Origin of the sequence: Polaribacter sp. ALD11 (genome assembly GCF_002831685.1) — a bacterium.
Lineage (GTDB): Bacteria > Bacteroidota > Bacteroidia > Flavobacteriales > Flavobacteriaceae > Polaribacter.
The window spans coordinates 2,941,868-2,957,255 of sequence record NZ_CP025119.1; the positions used below are offsets into that span (position 1 = coordinate 2,941,868).

The 15,388-nt window shown below is 31.8% G+C and carries 11 protein-coding genes; 4 read left to right on the forward strand and 7 right to left on the reverse strand.

What is annotated here, in order from left to right:
* Positions 1-129 precede the first annotated feature (129 nt).
* From groL to miaB, 7 genes are all read right to left on the reverse strand, one after another.
* On the reverse strand, positions 130-1,761 hold the full coding sequence (gene groL / locus CW731_RS12900; protein WP_100947112.1) for a chaperonin GroEL: 1,632 nt from the start codon (positions 1,759-1,761) through the stop codon (positions 130-132).
* A gap of 71 nt (positions 1,762-1,832) precedes the next feature.
* Positions 1,833-2,108, reverse strand: a complete 276-nt coding sequence (groES, locus tag CW731_RS12905) for a co-chaperone GroES (protein ID WP_100947113.1) — start codon at positions 2,106-2,108, stop codon at positions 1,833-1,835.
* Between the two features lie 178 nt (positions 2,109-2,286).
* Entirely contained in the window at positions 2,287-2,616 is a 330-nt protein-coding gene (gene secG, locus CW731_RS12910; protein ID WP_100947114.1) for a preprotein translocase subunit SecG, read from the reverse strand.
* Positions 2,613-3,377: a hypothetical protein gene (locus CW731_RS12915; RefSeq protein ID WP_100947710.1), complete on the reverse strand. Its 765-nt coding sequence runs from the start codon at positions 3,375-3,377 to the stop codon at positions 2,613-2,615. The genes secG and CW731_RS12915 overlap by 4 nt, the downstream gene beginning before the upstream one ends.
* Positions 3,378-3,397: 20 nt before the next feature.
* Positions 3,398-3,904 (reverse strand): LptE family protein, encoded by a 507-nt coding sequence (locus CW731_RS12920; protein ID WP_100947115.1) that lies wholly within the window; start codon positions 3,902-3,904, stop codon positions 3,398-3,400.
* 4 nt (positions 3,905-3,908) lie between these two features.
* Complete coding sequence (locus tag CW731_RS12925; RefSeq protein WP_100947116.1) at positions 3,909-5,132, reverse strand: sigma 54-interacting transcriptional regulator; 1,224 nt, start codon at positions 5,130-5,132, stop codon at positions 3,909-3,911.
* A 203-nt stretch (positions 5,133-5,335) separates the two neighbouring features.
* Complete coding sequence (gene miaB, locus CW731_RS12930) at positions 5,336-6,790, reverse strand: tRNA (N6-isopentenyl adenosine(37)-C2)-methylthiotransferase MiaB (RefSeq protein ID WP_100947117.1); 1,455 nt, start codon at positions 6,788-6,790, stop codon at positions 5,336-5,338.
* Between the two features lie 357 nt (positions 6,791-7,147).
* On the opposite strand from miaB, the gene CW731_RS12935 reads away from it, so the two are divergent.
* The 4 genes from CW731_RS12935 to CW731_RS12950 all read left to right on the forward strand — a co-directional run bounded on the left by CW731_RS12935 (position 7,148) and on the right by CW731_RS12950 (position 15,368).
* Positions 7,148-8,986: a hypothetical protein gene (locus CW731_RS12935; protein ID WP_100947118.1), complete on the forward strand. Its 1,839-nt coding sequence runs from the start codon at positions 7,148-7,150 to the stop codon at positions 8,984-8,986.
* A gap of 86 nt (positions 8,987-9,072) precedes the next feature.
* Positions 9,073-10,899: a T9SS type A sorting domain-containing protein gene (locus CW731_RS12940; protein ID WP_100947119.1), complete on the forward strand. Its 1,827-nt coding sequence runs from the start codon at positions 9,073-9,075 to the stop codon at positions 10,897-10,899.
* 750 nt (positions 10,900-11,649) lie between these two features.
* Positions 11,650-14,169: a type I DNA topoisomerase gene (gene topA, locus CW731_RS12945; RefSeq protein ID WP_100947120.1), complete on the forward strand. Its 2,520-nt coding sequence runs from the start codon at positions 11,650-11,652 to the stop codon at positions 14,167-14,169.
* Positions 14,170-14,207: 38 nt separating this feature from the next.
* Entirely contained in the window at positions 14,208-15,368 is a 1,161-nt protein-coding gene (locus CW731_RS12950; protein WP_100947121.1) for a formimidoylglutamase, read from the forward strand.
* Positions 15,369-15,388 lie beyond the last annotated feature (20 nt).

A 15,388-nucleotide genomic window follows, 5' to 3' on the forward strand; every position in this document is an offset into this window, starting at 1 on the left:
TTCATACTGACAAAAGGGGGGCAAGTTATTGTTGTTTTTTTTTAAATAAAGAAAGCCAGTAATCTTAGATTACTGGCTTTATAATTACTTGACGTTTCTGTAGAATACCCTATTTATGAGAGTTAATCACTACATCATTCCTGGCATTCCGCCACCCATTGGAGGCATTCCTGCAGGAGCATCTTCTTTAATATCTACCAAAGCACATTCTGTTGTAAGAATCATACCAGCAACAGAGGCTGCGTTTTCTAATGCAACACGTGTTACTTTCTTAGGGTCTATAATTCCAGCTTCTAACATATCTACATAGATATCGTTTTTAGCGTCATAACCAAAGTCTTTTTTACCTTCTAAGACTTTGTTTAAAACAACAGAACCTTCACCACCAGCATTTTCTACAATAATTCTTAACGGAGCTTCAATGGCTTTGTTAATGATTTGTACCCCTGTAGTTTCGTCTAAATTATCTGTTGTAATTTTTTCTAAAACTCTTTTAGCGCGTACTAAAGCAACACCTCCACCGGCAACAATACCTTCTTCAACAGCAGCTCTTGTTGCGTGTAAAGCATCATCAACTCTGTCTTTCTTTTCTTTCATTTCTACTTCAGAAGCAGCTCCAACATATAAAACGGCAACACCACCAGCTAACTTAGCTAAACGTTCTTGTAGTTTTTCTTTATCGTAATCTGAAGTTGTTGTTTCAATTTGCGCTTTAATCTGGTTAACTCTAGTTTTTATAGCTTCTGCATTTCCTGCCCCATTAACAATTGTAGTATTGTCTTTGTCTACAGTAATTGTTTCTGCTGTACCTAATAAGTCTAAAGTTGCATTTTCTAAAGAAAACCCTCTCTCTTCAGAAATTACAGTTCCACCAGTTAAAATAGCGATGTCTTCTAACATTGCTTTTCTTCTGTCTCCAAAACCAGGTGCTTTAACTGCAGCAATTTTTAATCCACCACGTAGTTTATTAACAACTAAAGTTGCCAACGCTTGTCCGTCTACATCTTCAGCAATAATTAATAAAGGTCTACCAGATTGAGAAACAGGTTCTAAAATTGGAAGAATTTCTTGTAAGTTAGAAATCTTTTTATCGAATAATAAAACATAAGGATTTTCTAAATCTGCAATCATTCTATCTGCATCTGTAACAAAATAAGGAGATAAATAACCTCTGTCAAATTGCATACCTTCAACAACATCTACATATGTTTCCATTCCTTTTGCTTCTTCAACAGTAATAACACCTTCTTTACCAACTTTAGAAAAAGCTGTAGCAATTAATTCGCCAATTGTGTTATCATTATTTGCAGAAATTGAAGCAACTTGTTTTATTTTTTCTGAAGAATTACCAACTTTTTGAGTTTGTTTTTCTAAGTCAGCAACAATTGCAGCAACAGCTTTATCTATTCCACGTTTCAAATCCATAGGGTTTGCACCTGCAGCAACATTTTTTAAACCTTCTTTTACAATTGCTTGTGCAAGAACAGTTGCGGTAGTTGTACCATCACCAGCTAAATCGTTGGTTTTAGAAGCAACTTCCTTAACCATTTGAGCTCCCATGTTTTCAAGCTCATCTTGTAATTCAATCTCTTTTGCAACAGAAACACCATCTTTAGTTACCGTTGGTGCACCAAAAGATTTAGAAATAATTACGTTTCTTCCTTTTGGTCCTAATGTTACTTTTACTGCATTTGCTAAAGCATCAACTCCACGTTTTAATCCGTCTCTTGCTTCTATATCAAATTTTATATTTTTTGCCATTTTCTTTAGTTGTTTATTCGTTTAACTGTTTATTCGCTTAATTGTTGCTACTTAATACTGCAACTGTAAACTTATATAATCGCTAAAATGTCGCTTTCACGCATCATTAAATAATCTTTTCCTTCTAATTTTAAATCAGTTCCACCGTATTTACTATATAAAACAGTATCACCAACTTTTACCGTTAAAGGCTCATCAACTTTTCCGTTTCCAATAGCAACAACAGTTCCTTGTTGTGGTTTTTCTTTAGCGTTGTCTGGAATGATTAATCCAGAAGCTGTTTTTGTTTCTGCAGGTGCAGGTTCTACAAGAACTCTGTCTGCTAAAGGTCTAATGTTTAATCCCATTTTTTATATTTTTATTATTAATTAAATTAAGTTTTACACTATAAAAGTAGTCAGAAATTATGCCACTATATTAAACCTGACATTTTTTTCAAATAATTAATATTGAAGTAAAAATTAGCACAAAAAAAATGCCAACGTGTCATCCACATTGGCATTTTAAGTTATATCTAACAGATATTTATTGTATACTATCGTTAGTATTTGTTGTTGGAACTGCAGGAGTTGTTGTTTCTACACCGTCTAAAGTATTTTTTAATTCAAAATTATTATCTCCTGCTCTAGGAATAGCAAAATTTGATAATAAAATTAAAGCAAACATAGCGATAGCTAAAGTCCAAGTTGTTCTGTCTAAAAAGTTGTTTGTGTTTTGCACACCACCTAAAGATTGTGCTCCACCACCTCCAAAAGAAGAAGATAATCCTCCACCTTTAGGATTTTGTACCATCACTATTAAGATTAATGCAATGGCTACAATCAAAATTAAAACTAAAAACGCCGTGTAACTCATGATTTATTTTTTTGTAAAATTTGTATTCTTTTAATTTGGTCTGCAAAGAAACCACTTTTTTCTGGATATTTCAAACTTAAAATTCTATAAGCTTGCATTGCATTTTCGTACTTCTTTTGCTCTAAATAAACTTTTGCCAAAGTTTCTGTCATTAAAGCTGCGTCTTGTCTATTTTTACTTACAGGAACAGCGAATTCTTTTCCTTTTTCTAAAGGGATAATTTTAGGATTATTTTGAATAAATTTATCAATTAAATCTTCTTTTCCTACAACTTTTTTAATTGTTTTTTCTTCCTTTCTAGCAATGGGTTCTTTTGTGGATAGTTGTAACCATTGATTAAATGAGTGGTTTTCTGCGGAAGAAAAAGATAAAGGCTTTCCTATTTCTAAGTTTTCTTCAACGTTTACAGTTTCTTCAATTTTAGGTGTTATTTCTGTAGTTGTTGTTGAAGAAATTGCTATTGGTTTTTCTGAAGAAAGTCTTTCTGATATTTGTTGATGAATATTCTCATCATTTTTAATATCAGTCTTAAAAGAAGTAATGTAATTAAATAAAACGGTTCTGTCTGTTGTGTATGCTGCAGTTACTTTTAACTCATTATTGTATTTAAAACTATTTTGATTTTTTAACCCTTTTAAGTATAAAACTCTTGCCGCTTGAAAATAAGGAAATTCTTCTACAACAGCTTTTAATTCGGCAGTTTCTAATTGCTGAATTTCAGTTTTAATATCTAATAAATTTATAAAAGTATTTGTTTTCAAATTCTTATTTTCAACTAATATTACCACTTACCAACAGAAGCGTTAAATATATCTTGTGTAATTCTATCTATAATTTCATCAAATGCAGCTTCTAAAACGCTACCCGTTAACTGCGAAGTTGCAGGATAATCTGAATAAAAAGAAAAAGATTGCTCAAAATCTTTCTTTTCATCTGTATTGTTTATATATCTAACATTTACTGTAATGGTAAGTCTGTTTTGTGCAGATGTTTGCTGAGAAGTAGCACTCATCGGTGCAATTCTATAACTCGTTATTTCTCCACTAAAGTGCAAATCTCCATTTGTAGAAACTAAAGTTAAGTTTGTTTGACGTGTAAACAAATCTTGTAATTCTAGCGTAAATTGCTGACTTAAGGCTGGTTCTATTAATTGTGCTTGATTCGGGAAGAAATCTATCTGAATCGTTTTTGCGTTTCCTACATCTCCTCCTGTAAAACCGTAAATTCCGCACCCTACAAAAAAGAAGGTACTTATTGTAAATAAAGCAATATAAAGTGATTTTTTCATGTCTTTATAAGTCGTATTGTTTAATTTTTCGATACAGCGTTCTTTCAGAAATACCCAATTCTTTTGCTGCTAATTTTCGTTTATTGTTGTTTTTTTCGAGCGATTTTTTAATCATCTCTATTTCTTTGTCTTGTAAAGATAAAGATTCATCTTCTTCAATAGTCTCAATAAAGTCGTACTCTTTTTCTTTAGAAGAGTTTTGTGGAATATTCATTACTTCGATATTATGCTCTTTTCTTTCTTGATCTGCATATATCTTTTCTATTAATTGATGATTTCTTTCTTCTACTTCCTCAATGTCTCCTGTTTTCATTAAATCGAGTGTCAACTTCTTTAAATCGTTGATGTCATTACGCATATCAAATAAAATTTTATACATAATATCTCTTTCCGAAGAAAAATCATTCTCTTTTTTACCTCCAATTACAGCAGGTAAATTCCCTTTGTTATTAGGTAGGTAATACTGAAGTTTAGCAGCAGTAATCATTCTACTTTCTTCAATTACAGAAATTTGTTCTGCTAAATTTTTTAATTGACGAATATTTCCAGGAAAACGATAGTTAAGTAAAATAGTAACTGCATCTTCATCTAATCTTATAGAAGGCATTCTATATTTCTGTGCAAAATCTGCTGCAAATTTTCTGAATAGCAAATGAATATCTTCATTACGCTCCCTTAGTGGAGGTAGATCAATTTCGACAGTACTTAGTCTATAATATAAGTCTTCTCTAAATTTTTCATTTTGAATAGCAGAGTGCATGTTAACATTAGTTGCAGCTACAATTCTAACATTTGTTTTTTGTGTTTTTGAGGACCCTACTTTTATAAACTCTCCGTTTTCTAAAACACGTAACAACCGTACTTGAGTTGTTAATGGCAATTCACCAACTTCATCTAAAAAAATGGTTCCACCATCTGCAACTTCAAAATATCCTTTTCTGTCTTGTGTTGCACCTGTAAAAGAACCTTTTTCATGTCCGAATAATTCACTATCTATGGTTCCTTCTGGAATTGCACCACAATTTACCGCAATGTATTTTGCGTGTTTTCGATGTGATAAAGAGTGTATTATTTTAGGAATACTTTCTTTACCAACACCACTTTCTCCTGTAACTAAAACAGAAATATCAGTAGGCGCAACTCTAACCGCTTTTTCTAAAGCACGGTTTAAATGTATATCGTTACCAATAATTCCAAAACGTTGTTTTAATGCTTGTAAGTTTTCCATATTTTCTTTTTTGAAGCAGGATTATTTTAATTCAAGGTTTAAGACGTCTTGTTTCTTGCCTCTTGATTTTTTTTAACAATTGTATATAGAAAAGAAATTTAATTTTCTGATGCTATGTTTTTTATAAATATACTTAGCCCTGATTGAAGTGACATCCTTTTTATTTTTCATAAAAAGATATAACGGAAAGCAGGAAATAGCTTCTAATTATTATCAGAATAGCCAACCACAGTACCTTTTAAGGTTGCAGAAGTACAATCTTCTACTTTTACCATTACAAAATCGCCTAACTTATAGTCGTCTTTTGCAAAAACAGCTACGGTATTTTGTGTATTTCTACCTTTCCATTCATTCGGGTTTTTCTTAGAAGTACCTTCAATTAAAAACTCTTCCGTTTTACCTAAATGTTGCTCTGTTCTATATAAAGCGTGTTCTTGCTGTAAATCGATTATTTCTTGTAACCTTCGTTTTTTTGTTTCTTGTGGTACGTCATCTTCCATCTTGTTACCAGCCAAAGTTCCTGGTCTTTCTGAATATGTAAACATAAAACCGAAGTCGTATTTTACATATTTCATCAATTCTAAAGTATCTTTATGGTCTTCTTCTGTTTCTCCGCAGAAACCAACAATCATATCTTGAGATAATGACATTTCTGGAATAATCTTAAAAATATTATCTACCAACGTCATATATTCTTCACGAGTATGTTGTCTATTCATGGCTTTCAACATCGCGTTACTTCCACTTTGAACAGGTAAATGTAAATATTTACAAATATTTCTATGTTTTGCCATTACATGAATAACATCTAAACTCATGTCTTGCGGATTTGAAGTTGAAAAGCGAAAACGTGTTTTTGGGAATTTTGTAGCACACATGTCTAATAATTCTGCAAAACCTACCGCAGTTGCTTGCGCCATTTCAGTCGCTTTTTTAAAGTCTTTTTTCAAACCACCACCAAACCATAAGAAACTATCTACGTTTTGCCCAAGCAATGTAATTTCTTTAAAGTTTTGGTCTACCATAGATTGAACTTCTTCTAAAATACTCTTAGGATCTCTACTTCTTTCGCGTCCTCTAGTAAAAGGAACTACACAGAAAGTACACATATTATCACAACCTCTTGTAATAGAAACAAATGCTGTAACCCCGTTTGTGTTTAAACGAACCGGAGAAATATCTCCATAGGTTTCATCTTTAGATAAGATAACATTTACAGCATTTCTACCTTCGCTAACTTCGCTTAATAGATTTGGTAAATCTTTGTATGCGTCTGGTCCTACAACCAAATCAACAATTTTTTCTTCCTCTAAAAATTTCTCTTTCAAGCGTTCTGCCATACAACCCAAAACCCCAACTTTCATTTTAGGATTTACTTTTTTTACAGCATTGTATTTTTGCAAACGTCTTCTAACAGAAGTTTCTGCTTTTTCTCTAATAGAGCAAGTATTTACTAAAACTAAATCTGCTTCTTCTAGTATCTGAGTGGTATTATACCCTTCTTTGTCTAAAATTGAAGCAACAATTTCACTGTCATTCATATTCATTTGACAGCCGTAGCTTTCTATGAATAGCTTCTTTGTGTTTTCTGCTTTATTTTTAGTTACAAGAGCTTTCCCTTGTATTTTCTCGTCAATAACTTTTTCGATTGGTTCCATATTCAAAAAATGAAATGCAAATATACAACCAAAAATGAAAATGAGTGACAAGTTGGCAGAAAGTATTGTTAAATCAATATAAAAGAGTTGTTAAAAAATAAATCAATTTTTAAGAACCTTGTTATTTTGTGAAAATTATATGAGGTAATAATTTATAGTTTTTATAAATGTATTTTAATTGAAGTAGTTTTTTAAAGTTTAAATTTATACAAATAATTTATATGATGTAGTCGAAATTGTTTTTAAAACAGGTATAAATACCTGTTTTTGAGGTCTTGTGTGTCAAAAATAGTGATGTTTTTTTATTTTCTATTTATTTTTACACTTCATTCTTAATAGAAATTAAAATTACATATTATGAAATTACACTATTCTCTTTTTATCTTTTTTCTTATAATAACTTTTTCGACTTTTGGGCAAACAGGTAATGTGAAATTAGGAGATGGCGCAGGAAAAGATATAACAACTGGAGACTACAATGTAATGGTAGGTGATTCTGCTGCTGCTAAATTAACTTCTGCTTCATACGGAATATTTATTGGTAAACGAGCAGGATTCAATGTTTTTTCTGGAGGAGAAAATGTTTTTATAGGGTATTCATCGGGGTTTTCTAATACTTCTGGACAAGATAATGTCTTCGTAGGTTCAGAAGCAGGTAAATTTAATACTGCAACAGACAATGTGTTTATAGGTACAAAATCTGGGTTTAATAATACAATTGGTCGTGATAATACATTTGTAGGTGAAGAAGCAGGTATTAATAATATCGATGGAGATGATAACACATTTATTGGGGAAGATGCAGGTTATAATAATACAACAGCTAATGATAATACATTTATAGGTAGTGCAGCAGGACGTTCTAATACAACGGGTTTTAGAAATACTGCTATTGGTAGTGAAGCTGGTTATGATTTGGGGACTAACTCTGTGAGTCCTTCTACTGTAATTTCGAGTAATTATGGTAGTTACAATACTTTCGTGGGAGATTCTACGGGTATAGATGTGGGTAAAGGAGCTTATAATACTTTTATAGGGCAAGCTGCAGGAGCTGCAACTGAAGCAGGAAGTAGAAATACATTTATTGGTGTTAGAGCTGGTTGGGACAATGGAAGATACAATAATGCAAATCAAGGACACGAAAACACTTATTTAGGGTATAGAGCTGGACATAAAAATAGGTCTGGTAGTTATAACGTGCTTTTGGGGTCTAGAACAGATTTTGAATCTGTAGGAAACAGTTCTAATACAACAAGTAATAATTACAATGTAGCTATAGGTTATGAGGTTGAGGTTGGAACTAATAAAAATAATACGGTTATTATTGGAGCAAATGCAAAGGTAGATGCAGGTTATGCAGTAGCAATAGGTGCTGGCTCTAGTACTAGTACAAATAATACAATGGTATTGGGTGGTAATACAACTACAAATAGAGTTACTGTTGGTATTGGTACAAACGCACCTAATATAAAAGCAAGTTTAGATTTGGCAGATACAGATAAGGGGTTTTTAATTAATAGAGTAACCAATGCACAAAAAACTACATTAGAAGGTACATTAGTTGTTGAAGATATCGGTTTAATGGTATATGATACAGATGATAAAGTTTTATATGTTTGGAATGGTACCGCTTGGACTTCTTCTACACTTGGTAATTTAGAAACAAGAGTTGCAAATTTAGAAACTGCTGCTCAAGCCGCGGTTTCAGATAAAACCCCACAAAAATTTAATTATCAAACTTCTTTGGTTAACACGAATGGGGAGCCTATAAAAAACCAAAGTGTAAGCTTTAAAATTAGCATTATAAAAACTACAGCTGCGGGTACTTTAGTGTACGAAGAAACACATATTGTTACTACTACAGGTAAAGGTTTAACTAGTTTTAAAGTAGGAAACGGAACCGTTGTAAGTGGTGATTTTTCTGCTGTAAATTGGGCAGAAGATGAGTATTTTTTAAAGGTTGAAGCAGATGTTACTGGTGGAACTACGTATTTAGATTTTGGAACCACACAGTTAATAAGTGTGCCATATGCATTGCACGCTAAAACTGCAGATAAATTGACAGGAAACTTATCAGGAGCGCTTGCAAAATCTGCTGGTAAGCAAAAAGAACAAATTACATCACTAAAAAAAGAAGTAGAAAGTCTTAAAAAGACGGTAGAAGATTTAGTGAAAATGATTAAAAGGAAGAAATAAAGCCTGAAATTTATCAATCATTCTAAAAAAAATAATATAATTCTTGGCGCAGTTGGGAGTTGTCTGTCAATATAAAATTTATAAACATGAAGTATTTAAAGTATTTAAAGTTTTTATTTTTATTAATACTATGTAGCAGTTACGCACAATCTATAGAGAAAAGTGTAATAGGAAGCATTGGCGGAACTCAAACAGTTGGAGGTGCTACGCTTAATTTTACTGTTGGTGAAGCTATTGTTGGGATTGAAACAGATAGTAATACAACTTTATCTAATGGTTTCCATTCAGGATTTACACTTTCTGGTATTTATTGGAATGGTGCTGTAAATACACTTTGGAACGAAGCAAATAATTGGGATGGAGCGATCTTACCTTCAAAAAAAGATCATGTTATTATTTTAGATGTAGTTAATGATCCTGTTTTTAATGTTGCTTTAGATTCTATAAAAAGTTTAGAATTAAGAGCTAATTCTCTATTAAAAATTAGTCCTGGCAATTCTTTAGTTTTATTGGAAAACGGGAGCAATTATGGAGAAGTAATTGTCGAATCTGAAGTTTTACAAAGCGGTGTTTTGTTAGTGAAAGAAAATTTTACGGGTAATGTGAGTTATAAACGTGGTGGTTTGTTAGCTAATAAATGGAGTTTAGTTAGTGCGCCAGTTACAAATCAATCTATAAAATCTTTTGTAGAGAATGCAGCGAATCAAATTAGAATAAATACAGCAGTTAGTCCAAATAGATATGCAATTGGAACCTACAACGAAGTCAATGTTATAGGAAATAAGTGGGAGTATTATGATACAACAATAGGAAGTGAAAGTTTTTTAAATGCAAAAGGATATGCTGTTTCTAGAGTGTCTGACGGCGACCTTACATTTACTGGAAGTGTTGTTACTACTGACGTATCTGGAGCTGTAGTAGAAAATAAATGGAGTGCAATCGGAAATCCTTTTACAACATATTATCCTGCAAATAAAAATGGAGGGAGTAGCTTTTTAGATGATAGTTTAACGGATTTAGATAGTGAGAATCAAGCCGTTTATTTATGGGATAATAGTCAAAGTAAATATGCAGCAATTACTAATTTATTAACTTCACCCCAGCGTTTTTTTACACCAGGACAAGGTTTTTTTGTGAAAGCAAAAACTGGCGTAAGTGCACTTCATTTTTTAGAAAATAAAAGAGCTATTTTACCCTTAGAAGGAACTGTTTTTAATAAAGGAGCAAGTACAACTTCGTATATTCAATTGTTTGTAGAAAGTAATGGGGTTAAGGTAAATACAGATGTTTTGTATTATGCAAATGCAACACAAGGGTTTGATGTAGGCTATGATATTGAAAACTTTACCTCTAATGGGTTAGATGTTTTTTCATATTTATTAGAAAATAATCAAGATAAAAATTACACAATACAATCTTTACCGCAAAATAAATATGCAGATATGGTAATACCTCTTGGTTTAAAAGCAAATGCCAATGAACAGGTTGTGTTTAGTAGTAAAAATAAAAGCCTTCCAAAAGGAGTAAAAGTATATTTAGAAGATAGACAAGAAAATGTTTTTACGCTTTTAGATACAGAAAACAAGGCTTATAAAGTAGCCTTATCTAAAGGTGTAAATGAAACAGGAAGATTTTATTTACACACAACATCAAAAACACTGAATTTAGAAGATTTACCTTTTACTTCTAAAATAGTTGCGTTTGCTAACGATAATAAACTATACATTAAAAATGTAAGTTCAGAAAAAACGAACATTAAGTTATTCGATATGTTAGGAAAGAAAGTTTTTGAAGAAAGAACACATATCGTAAATGATAAAAAAATAAATCTTTCTCATCTTTCTGCCGGAATTTATTTAGTTAAAATAGCCACTAAAAAAGAAAAAATTTCTAAAAAAATTGTTATAAAATAATAGCCTTATCACTCGATTCTATTTTTTAATTCTGTCTATGTATAGATGTTCTCTAAAAGAGAAGATAAGGTAGACGTTACAGTATATTAGGTAGAGGTTTAACTATGTTTTTTGTCTTCTGTAAATGTGCAAGGCAAAAGATATGTACAATTAAAAAATGATTGTCTGTTTTTTTTCGAGAGATATTGGTAGAGAATCATTGTACTACAATCAGAAAAATAATTCAGATCTTTTAATGATGCCTATATGATGTATTCTGGTTATATCTATTCTATTCATGAAAAAGCATCTTTATTTTCTTTTGATTTTGGGTTGATTTAAATTAATTTATCCTTTGATAGTATAGATGTTGTAAAGAAAAAATGTTATCCAAAGATTAAATTACACTTTTTTTGATGCAAAAATACAAAGACTATAGATTAGGAAGATATAGGTTTAACCCCGTAAAAGAATTTAAAAACTATTGATTAAAGCAGGAGAAACAAAAAAAGTTTCTTTTAATATTGATAAAGAGGTGCTTCAGTTTTATATAATTCATAGAAAATGAGAAGTAGAAACAGGTGAGTTTCATCTTTTTGTAGGAGGAAATTCAGCAACAGAAATGAAACAAAAAATTACTGTAGAATAATTATTTCTATTAAAATTGAAGTAAAAAAGCTTTTAAAAAAAATTAATAAAAAAAAACTACATACTTTTGCAGTCTGAAAATACGTAATTTCGATTGCGCTAATTACGAAAATAGAAAGATACATGGCAAAGAACTTAGTAATTGTAGAGTCACCAGCAAAAGCAAAAACTATAGAAAAATTTCTTGGAAAAGATTTTCAAGTAGAATCTAGTTATGGGCATATTGCAGACCTACCTTCTAAAGAATTAGGAATAGATGTAGATGGAGATTTTAGTCCTAAATATATAGTCTCAGACGATAAAAAACCAGTAGTTAAGAAGTTAAGAGCTTTAGCTAAAAAAGCAGATACTGTTTGGTTAGCAAGTGATGAGGATCGAGAGGGTGAGGCAATTGCGTGGCATTTAAAAGAACAATTAGAGTTAAAAGATGAAAAAACAAAACGTATTGTTTTTCATGAAATTACAAAAAATGCCATTTTAAAAGCAGTCGAAAACCCCAGAGATATCGACTATAATATGGTAAATGCACAACAAGCACGTAGAGTTTTAGATAGACTTGTTGGGTATGAATTATCGCCCGTTTTATGGCGAAAAGTAAAAGGAGGTTTGTCTGCGGGTAGAGTACAATCTGTTGCAGTGCGTTTAATTGTAGAAAGAGAACGCAGCATTTTAGATTTTAACGCAGAAACTCATTATAAAGTAGTTGCTCAATTTTCAAATAACGAAGGAAAAACCTTTAAAGCAACTATTCCAAAGAATTTTGATACCAAAAAAACAGCAGAAAATTTCTTAAATTCTTGCGCAAATGCAGATTTTTCTATAGCAGATTTAACAAAGAAACCAGCAAAGAAATCTCCAGCAGCACCATTTACAACATCAACATTACAACAAGAAGCATCTAGAAAGTTAGGTTTTCCGGTTGGTAAGACAATGCAAGTTGCACAACGTTTGTATGAAGCCGGTTTAATAACCTACATGAGAACAGATAGTTTAAACTTATCTGTAGATGCAAGAAATGCAGCCGAAGAAGAAATTACTAATTATTACGGAGCAGAATATAGCAAGCAGCGTGTTTTTAAAACGAAAGCAAAAGGAGCTCAAGAAGCGCATGAGGCAATTCGTCCTACAAACATGAAAATGCATGCTATTGATACAGAATATGATCAAACGAGATTGTATGATTTAATATGGAAAAGAACCTTGGCTTCTCAAATGAGTGATGCACAATTAGAACGTACCAACGTGAAAATTGAGAACTCTGAGAATTCAAAAATCTTCACTGCAAATGGAGAGATGATAAGGTTTGAAGGTTTCTTAAAAGTATATTTAGAAGGAAACGATGATGATGAAGGCGAAGAGCAAGCAGGAATGTTGCCAAACTTAAAAGTGAAAGACAAATTGGATTACACTTTTATAAACGCAACACAACGTTTTACGAGTCCGCCATACAGATTTACAGAAGCATCTTTAGTAAAGCAGTTAGAAGAACTAGGTATTGGTAGACCATCTACATATGCACCAACAATCTCTACCGTTCAAAAAAGAGGATATGTAGAAAAAGGACAAAATGAAGGAATCGAAAGAGAATATCAACAATTAATTTTATCTAACGGAACTGTAAAAGGGGAAGCTTTAACAGAGAAGACAGGTTCAGATAAAAATAAATTAGTACCCACAGATATTGGGAATATTGTAAACGATTTCTTAGTAAACAATTTTTCAAATATTTTAGATTTTGGTTTTACAGCAAGAGTAGAAAGCTCTTTTGATGATATTTCTGAAGGAGATGCAGATTGGATAGAAATGATAAAAGGTTTCTATACGAAGTTTCATGACAACGTAGAAGATGTTAAGGAAAATGCAGAAAGAGAAAGCGGAGAACGTATTCTAGGAAAACATCCAGAATCTGGAAAAACTGTTTTAGTTCGTCTAGGTAAATTCGGTCCAATTGCACAAATAGGAGCGCCAGAAGATGAAGAAAAGGTGTTTGCTAGCTTAAATAAAGACCAAAATTTAGGAACTATAACAATGGAAGAGGCATTGGAATTGTTCTTGCTTCCGAAAACATTGGGTTCTTATGAAGATGAAGAAGTAATTGTTTCCAATGGTCGTTTTGGTCCATATATAAAATTCGGAACTATGTTCGTTTCTTTAGATAAAGGCGAAAACCCGATGGAAGTAGATTTACCAAGGGCAGAAGAATTAATTGTTGCGAAGCAAAAAGCAGATGCACCAATTTATTATTATGAAGAGTTGCCTGTGCAAAAAGGAGTTGGACGTTTTGGGCCTTTCTTAAAATGGAATTCTATATTTATCAACGTAAGTAAAAAATACGATTTTGATAACCTTTCTGATGATGATATTATTGAGTTAATTGAAGTTAAAAAACAGAAAGAAATAGATAAAGTTATTCATAACTGGGAAGATGTTGCTATTCGCGTAGAAAAAGCACGTTGGGGTCGTTTCAATGTGATAAAAGGAAAAATTAAGATAGAATTGCCTAAAACTACAGATATAGAGAAGCTTTCTAAGGAAGAGGCTGTAAAGATGATTGACAAGAAAACCCCAAAGAAAAAGGTGGCAAAAAAGAAGCCTGCTGCAAAAAAGAAAACAACTACAAAAAAAACAGTGGAAAAGAAATAATTAGTTAGTATCTTGCATGCTTTATTGAAAAAAAATTGATGAACCAAGATTTTTTAATCCCTATAAAAGATTCGGTTGTTGCCTACTTGGCATTACAGTCTGCGTCTTGCTTGGGCCATAGTATTCAAATACATTCTACAGAAGAAGGTTTTCCTGATCTAGAAAATGTTCAAATCGCTATTTTCGGAGTGCAAGAAGATAGGAACTCGCAAGACAATTTTGGTTGCGGAGAAGATTTGTACCTTATACGAAGAAAATTTTACCAGTTGTTTCCTGGTAATTGGCACACAAATATTGCCGATTTAGGGGATATTGAAAAAGGTAATCAAGTTTCAGATACTTATTTTGCAGTTAGAGAAATAATAACCTCATTGCTGAAGAAAAATATTATTCCAGTAATTATTGGTGGAGGACAGGATATTACCTACGTTAATTATCGGGCTTATGATGCTTTAGAGCAGTCTGTAAATATTACTGCAGTAGATAGTCGATTCGATTTAGGTAGTTTAGAAGAGGATTTAACATCACAATCTTACCTTAGTAAAATAATTATGCAAGAACCAAATAACTTGTTTAATTATTGTAACGTAGGCTATCAAACCTATTTTAATTCGCAAGAAGAAATAAGTTTATTAGATAATTTATTCTTTGATGCACATCGATTAGGTAAAGCAAAAGAATTAGAAAATATAGAACCTGCGTTTAGAAATGCAGATATTGTTTCTATAGATATTGGTGCTGTTAGGCAAAGTGAGGCACCAGCAAATAATAATGCTTCACCAAATGGTTTTTATGGTGAAGAAATTTGTGCAATCGCAAGATATGCAGGTATTAGTGATAAAGTTTCTTCTTTTGGTATTTATGAGTACAATTCGAAACACGACAATAACCATCAAACAGCACATTTAATTGCGCAAATAATTTGGTACTTTATTGAAGGTGTTAATTTTAGGGTAAAGGATTATCCATTTTCTGGTAAAGAAAATTATCAAAGATTTACGGTCTTGTTAGAAGATGATGAACCGCTAACATTTTACAAAAGCAATAAGTCTGGAAGATGGTGGATAGAAATAAACATTTTATCAAATAATAAATACAAAAGACATGCGTTAATACCATGTACATATAAAGATTACACAGACGCAACACAGCAAATTATACCAGAGAAATGGTATAAGGCAATGAAAAAAATGGTGTAATTGTTGAGAAATGAAAAATC